Raw genomic sequence first — 6,149 nt, 5'->3', positions numbered from 1 at the left:
GACCCCGGCTGAGGCCTTCAACGACCAGTTACTCTTGCTCCAACAAGCCGGTGTTGCGACAACCGATTGAATCCGCCCTGTCAGCCCCGATCGCCAGGCGTTGCCTGCTGGTGGGCCGATACCCGATCCCGCTATACATCTGCTTGCGAGTCAGCACCAGTTTCACCGGCCTGCCGACCTGCCGAGCGGCGAACGAGGCGAGTAGCTGGTGCGGCCAGGTCTGCCCGGCACTGCCGAACGCACCGCCCACGAACGGCGAGAGCACCCGGACGTTCTCGACCGGGATGCCGTGTGCCTTCGCGTGCGCCGCCTGCGCAGAGACGATCGACTGCACCTTGTCCCACACGGTGAGCCGGTCGCCGTCCCAGCTCGCCACCGTGGCCGGCAGCTCCATCGGATTGTGGTTGTTGCGCGCGATGCTGTACTGGCTGTCGGAGACGACGGCCGCGGCGCGCAGAGCGGCATCGGGGTCGCCGCGCGAGTAGTCCTTCTGATTCCGGCCTGGCTCCGGAATCGCCTGCGGTGCATCGATATCCGTCAATTGCGAGGCCCTGCTATAGCGGACGTTCACCAACGTCGCGCCGTGCGTCGCCGCCTCCAGAGTCGCGGCCACCACCACCGCGACGGGCTGGCCGAAGAAGGCGACCTTGCCGGTGTCGAACGGCAGCTTGATCCCGGTGAAATCGGTGAGGACCCGCAGCACGCCCGGCTGTTTGGCGGCGTCACCGGTGTCGATCCGGTCGACCGTACCCGCCGCGACGGTGCTGCACACCAGCACGGCGTGTACCAGGCCGGGGGCCGGGTTGTCGGCGGCATAGCGGGCGCGCCCGGTGACTTTCAGCCTCCCGTCGACCCTGGCCATGGGCTGCCCGATGACGGGTGCTGCGGCTTTGAGGGGCCGGGTCATCGCAGTGCCGCCACGGCTGCGAGTTGACGCTCGACTGTGCGACGGATGAGCTCCAGCTTGAAACCGTTGTTGGACAAGGGTTTTGCGCCGTCGGCGGCGTGTGCGGCGGCAGCCGTCCACAGCGCCGGACTCACCGGCTGACCGATGACGGCCTGTTCGACGGCGGGCAGCCGCCAGGGGACGGTGGCCACCCCGCCGACCGCCACCCGCGCCGCCCGCACTACCCCGGCCGTCACGTCGAGGGCCACCGCCGCCGAGGCCAGGGCGAACTCGTAGGACTGGCGATCGCGGACCTTGAGGTATCCCGATCGGCGCATTTCCGGACCGGCCGGAACCTCCACGGCGACGATGAGCTCACCGGGACGCAGGTCGTGCTCATGATCTGGGGTGGAGCCCGGCTGCCGGAAGAACTGCCCCACCGGGATGCGGCGATCGCCGCGGCTGTCGCGGGCGATCACCACCGCGTCGAGCGCCACCAGGGCGACGGCCAGATCGGACGGATGTGTGGCCACGCACTGGTCGCTGGCGCCGAGAATGGCGTGCGTGCGATTGAGCCCGCTGATCGCACCGCAGCCACTGCCCGGACTGCGCCGGTTGCAGGGCGCCGAGACGTCGCGGAAGTACAGGCATCGTGGCCGCTGCATGAGGTTGCCGCCGATCGAGGCCATGTTGCGCAGCTGCGCGGATGCACTGAGCTCTAACGCCTGGGCCAGGACGGGGTATGCCTGCCGCAGTCCGGGATGGGTGGCCAGATCCGTCATCCGCACCAGGGACCCGACCCGTAACCGGCCGCCGTCGAGGTCGATGTCGCGATAGGGCAGGGCGTTGATGTCGACGACGGCGCCGGGGTGCTCCACGGTCTCGCGCATCAGGTCGACCAGCGTGGTGCCACCGGCGATGTAGCGCGCGCCCGAGCGGCCCGCGGCCAGTGCGGACTTCTCGTCCGTCGCGCGGCTGAAGGTGAACGGCAACACCTCGGTCAGGCCTCCTTGGCGGCCCTCGACACCGCCGCGACGATGTTGGTGTACGCGCCGCACCGGCAGATGTTGCCGCTCATCCATTCTCGAATCTCGGCATCGGATCCGGTGTGACCCTCGGCGATGCAGCCGACGCCAGACATGATCTGGCCCGACGTGCAGTATCCGCACTGGAAGGCGTCGGCATCGATGAATGCCTGCTGAAGCGGATGCAGGCGATCACCGTCGGCGAGGCCCTCGATGGTCTGGATGTCGGCGCCGTCGTGCATGACCGCCAGCGTCAGGCAGGAATTGATGCGCTTGCCGTCGAGCAGGATCGTGCAGGCGCCGCACGCGCCTTGGTCGCAGCCCTTCTTGGTGCCGGTCAGACCGAGGTCTTCACGCAGCATGTCCAGCAGCGACGTTCGAGTGTCGACGCTCAACTCGGTGGGCTTGCCGTTGACGCGCAGGCTCAGGTGCGTGGTGTTGTCGGCGGTTTCCGGCGAATCACATCCCGCCAGCAGCGGGGCGGCGGCGACCGCACCAGTGACTGCAATGGACGCCCCGACGAAAGTCCGCCGATTCAGCTCGGGCTGCACTGCCGCGAGGGTACCCCGGCAATCTGGCAGCGAATTCAGGTCAACGGCGGTCGGGGTCGCGGAACGGCAAGGAGAACAGCCAGCTGACGATCGACAGCACGATCGCGGCCCAGATAGCGGTCCACCAGAACTGATTGATCTGCAATCCCCAGTGGGTGGTGTGCTCGGTGATCCCGGCGGTGATCCACAACATCAGCGCGTTGATGACAACGTGGATGAGCCCAAGCGTGAGGATGTACAGCGGGATCGACAGGAACTGCACGATCGGCTTGAGGATCGCGTTGACCAAGCCGAAGACGATCGCCACGACCAGCACGATGCCGATCCGCTGCAGTCCGGTGTCGCCGCCGACGAAGTAGATGCCGGGCACGATCAGCGTCACGACCCACAGCGCCAATCCGGTGACCGAGGCGCGCAGGAGAAACGATGCCATGGGAGTGATCTTCGCAGAAGCGTGGGCGACTACGCCCGCAGGAGATAGATATCCATGATCCAGCCGTGCCGCGCCCGGGCCTCGGTCCGCAGCGCCGCGATGCGCTCGCCGCAATCGCCGACGGTGCCCGACATCAACAGCTCGTCAGGTGTGCCGAGGTAAGCACCCCACCAAATCCGGCTCTGCGGCGGGCAACTCAGAAATGAGCAGTCGCCGTCGAGCATCACCACGGCCGAGCCGGTGAGACCAGTGCTGCGCAGCTGCCGACCGGTGGTGATCAGGACCGGCTCGCCGACGTCGTTGAGCGGAATGCGATGCCGGGCGGTGAGAGCCTGCACCGCGGTGATCCCCGGGATCACGTCATATTCGAATTCGACGTGGCGGGACACCTCGTCGAGAATCCGCAAGGTGCTGTCGTACAGCGACGGGTCGCCCCACGCCAGGAAGGCGCCGACACCGTCGGGCCCCAGCTCGGATTCGATCGCCTGAGCCCACAGCTGAGCACGGGCGGAGTGCCACTCGGCGACGGCCTGGGCGTAGTCGCCCTCGGCGGCGCGTTTCGGGTCGGGAAGTTCGACGAAGCGGTAACGCGGCTCGGTGATGAACCGCTCACAGATCTCTCGCCGCAATGCGACCAGATCACTCTTGGCCTCACCCTTGTCCATCGCGAAGAACACGTCGGTGTCGTTGAGCGCACGGATCGCCTGGGCCGTCACGTAGTCGGGATCGCCGGCGCCGATGCCGATGACGTGGATGGACCGCATATGGGCTAGCCTATCGACCGCCCGCGTGTCGTCGCGGCCAGGATGGTGCCTGTAGTACCGGGAATGCCTAATGCCTTGTCGCACAGTTGCTTATCCACCCCGTGCGCAAGCGGGTCGCACCGCCGCGCCGTATCTCGTTGCAATCCAAGGGTATTTGTACGGCGAGTCGGTAGTATCCGGACTGGAGGCTGCGCCCATTCGCCCCGTCAGGAGTACCAGGTGTCGACGATCAACGGTCTTCCCGCCCATGTGCTGCTCGTCCATCTCATCGTCGTCCTGGCCCCGCTGACAGCCGCGCTCGCCATCCTGTGCGCGGTGTGGCCCGCGGCCCGGGAGCGCCTGGTGTGGCTGGTGGTGGTGCTGTCCGCCGTCGTCGCGGTTGTGACGCCGTTGACCACCGACGCCGGTGAGTGGCTCGAGCATCAGGTGGGCCGTTCGCCTGCGGTGCATGCCCACGCCCACCTCGGCGACACGATGATCTACTTTGCGCTGGCGCTGCTGGTCGCCGCGGCTCTGCTGGCAGTGGTGCATGTTGTGGCGGGCCGCGGACGAACCCTGCCGAGGGTCCTCTCGGTCATCGTGGCGGTCTTCGTGGTGGCCGCCGGGGTCTCGACCATCGTGCAGGTGTACCGGATCGGCGACTCGGGGGCCAAGGCCACGTGGGGGCAGGTGTCCTCCAGTCCCACCTGATGCGACTTTCGGCGGCCAGCAAAGTAGAACGCGTTCTACCATCGAGTAATGCGTTTCACCTACGCCGAGGCGATGACCGATCCGACGTTCTACATCCCGCTCGCGAAGGCCGCTGAGGCCGCCGGCTATCACGCGATGACGATTCCGGACAGCGTCGCCTACCCGTTCGAATCGGACTCCACCTACCCCTACACCCCGGACGGCAACCGGGAGTTCTTGGACGGCAAGTCATTTATCGAGACGTTCGTGCTGACCGCCGCGCTGGGCGCGGTGACCACGAAATTGCATTTCAACTTCTTCGTCCTCAAGCTTCCGATCCGTCCGCCGGCTCTGGTAGCCAAGCAGGCCGGCTCGCTGGCGGCGCTGATCGGCAACCGGGTCGGCTTGGGTGTGGGCACCAGCCCGTGGCCGGAGGACTACGAGCTGATGGGCGTGCCGTTCGCCAAACGGGGCAAGCGGATGGACGAATGCATCGCGATCATCAAGGGCCTGACCAGCGGTGACTACTTCGAGTTCCACGGCGAGTTCTACGACATCCCCAAGACCAAGATGACGCCGGCGCCGTCGAAGCCGGTCCCGATCCTGATCGGCGGGCACGCCGACGCCGCCCTTCGCCGGGCCGCACGCAACGACGGCTGGATGCATGGCGGAGGCACCGAGGATCTCGACGAACTGCTGGCCAAGCTGAACCGCTACCGGGAAGAAGAAGGCAGCACTGGCGACGATTTTCAAATCCATGTCATCTCCGTTGACGCGTTCACCGTCGACGGGGTCAAGCGCCTGGAAGACAAGGGCGTCACCGATGTGATCGTGGGCTTCCGGATCCCCTACATCAAGGGTCCCGACAGCGAGCCGCTGGACGCCAAGATCCGCAACCTGGAATGGTTCGCGGAGAACGTCATCGCCAAAGTCTAGTCGAGCCGACGATGCCGCCAAGAGACGAGGCGGAGGAGGAGCGAGACCAAAAGCTAAGCGTTACAGCGGATCCCACTTCGGCGCCCGCTTCTCGCGGTGCGCCATCGCGGCCTCGTGCGGGTTGTTGGTGAACCCGGTGAGGATCTGCGTACGGTTCTCGATCTCTTTGGCGTGCCGCAGGCTCGGTGCGTCCAGGGCCGCGTTCAAGCCGGTCTTGGTCTGCCACACGCCGAAGGCGTTGTTGGCGGCGATGGTCCGCGCCATTTCCAGGGCGGCATCGGCGAGCTTGTCCGCGGCCACCACCTCGTGCACCAGGCCGATCCGGTAGGCCTCCGCAGCGTTGATGATCCGCCCGGTCAGCATCATTTCCCGCGCGGCGCCCGCACCGACGATCTTGGGCAGCAGATAGCTGGTCCCCATGTCCAGCGACGAGAAGCCGGCCTTGATGAACACCGATCCGAAGCGCGCCGCTTCAGACGCGATCCGGACGTCGCAGTGCAGCGCGTAGGCGAGCCCGCCGCCGACGGCCACCCCATTGACGGCGGCGACCACCGGGATGGGCAGCTCATAGAGCCTGGTCAGCTGGTCAGCCAGCCGGACCTGAGCGTCGTATGTCGTCTTGAACGGGGCGGCCGCCGGCTCGGTCCACGGCTTCCCGGTGCCGCTGAGGTCGGCTCCCGCGCAGAATCCCCGGCCCGCTCCGGTGAGGATGGCGACCCGATACTTCCACGAACTCAGCTCGTCGAGCACGGCGTCCAGCCCGTCGATCAGGCTTCCGTCGATCGCGTTGAGCACCTCCGGCCGGTTCAGGGTGACCCCGGCGATCCCGTCTTCGAGTTCTTCGAATTCCACAGCGGCCATGAAGGGGAGATTAGCTGGCCGCGA

General features: G+C 66.8%; 7 protein-coding genes and 1 pseudogene. 2 read left to right on the top strand and 6 right to left on the bottom strand.

Features of this window, described 5'->3' with window-relative positions; translation table 11 throughout:
- Positions 1–79: 79 nt before the first annotated feature.
- From CG716_RS02045 to cobF, 5 genes and pseudogenes are all read right to left on the bottom strand, one after another.
- Positions 80–907: pseudogene (locus CG716_RS02045) on the bottom strand (xanthine dehydrogenase family protein molybdopterin-binding subunit); the annotation flags it as partial.
- Positions 904–1,881, bottom strand: a complete 978-nt coding sequence (locus CG716_RS02040) for an FAD binding domain-containing protein (protein WP_094475882.1) — start codon at positions 1,879–1,881, stop codon at positions 904–906. The pseudogene CG716_RS02045 and the gene CG716_RS02040, both read right to left, overlap by 4 nt.
- A gap of 5 nt (positions 1,882–1,886) precedes the next feature.
- Positions 1,887–2,339, bottom strand: coding sequence for a (2Fe-2S)-binding protein (locus CG716_RS02035; protein WP_410431438.1), 453 nt, complete (start codon positions 2,337–2,339; stop codon positions 1,887–1,889).
- A 163-nt stretch (positions 2,340–2,502) separates the two neighbouring features.
- Positions 2,503–2,895, bottom strand: a complete 393-nt coding sequence (locus CG716_RS02030) for a phage holin family protein (RefSeq protein WP_094475880.1) — start codon at positions 2,893–2,895, stop codon at positions 2,503–2,505.
- A gap of 29 nt (positions 2,896–2,924) precedes the next feature.
- Complete coding sequence (cobF, locus tag CG716_RS02025) at positions 2,925–3,659, bottom strand: precorrin-6A synthase (deacetylating) (RefSeq protein WP_094475878.1); 735 nt, start codon at positions 3,657–3,659, stop codon at positions 2,925–2,927.
- A 219-nt stretch (positions 3,660–3,878) separates the two neighbouring features.
- On the opposite strand from cobF, the gene CG716_RS02020 reads away from it, so the two are divergent.
- Together CG716_RS02020 and CG716_RS02015 are read left to right on the top strand one after the other, a co-directional pair.
- Positions 3,879–4,349, top strand: a complete 471-nt coding sequence (locus tag CG716_RS02020) for a DUF2231 domain-containing protein (RefSeq protein ID WP_094475876.1) — start codon at positions 3,879–3,881, stop codon at positions 4,347–4,349.
- A gap of 48 nt (positions 4,350–4,397) precedes the next feature.
- Positions 4,398–5,264, top strand: coding sequence for a TIGR03619 family F420-dependent LLM class oxidoreductase (locus CG716_RS02015; protein WP_094475874.1), 867 nt, complete (start codon positions 4,398–4,400; stop codon positions 5,262–5,264).
- 60 nt (positions 5,265–5,324) lie between these two features.
- On the opposite strand, the gene CG716_RS02010 is transcribed toward CG716_RS02015, so the two are convergent.
- The gene (locus CG716_RS02010) at positions 5,325–6,116 is read right to left on the bottom strand and encodes an enoyl-CoA hydratase/isomerase family protein (RefSeq protein WP_207760553.1); all 792 of its coding nucleotides are present in this window, start codon (positions 6,114–6,116) and stop codon (positions 5,325–5,327) included.
- Positions 6,117–6,149: the final 33 nt, after the last annotated feature.

The organism is Mycolicibacterium sphagni, from assembly GCF_002250655.1.
GTDB classification, from domain to species: domain Bacteria; phylum Actinomycetota; class Actinomycetes; order Mycobacteriales; family Mycobacteriaceae; genus Mycobacterium; species Mycobacterium sphagni.
The sequence above is the reverse complement of the archived record's forward strand: the minus strand, read 5'-3'. Positions and strand labels throughout refer to the sequence as shown.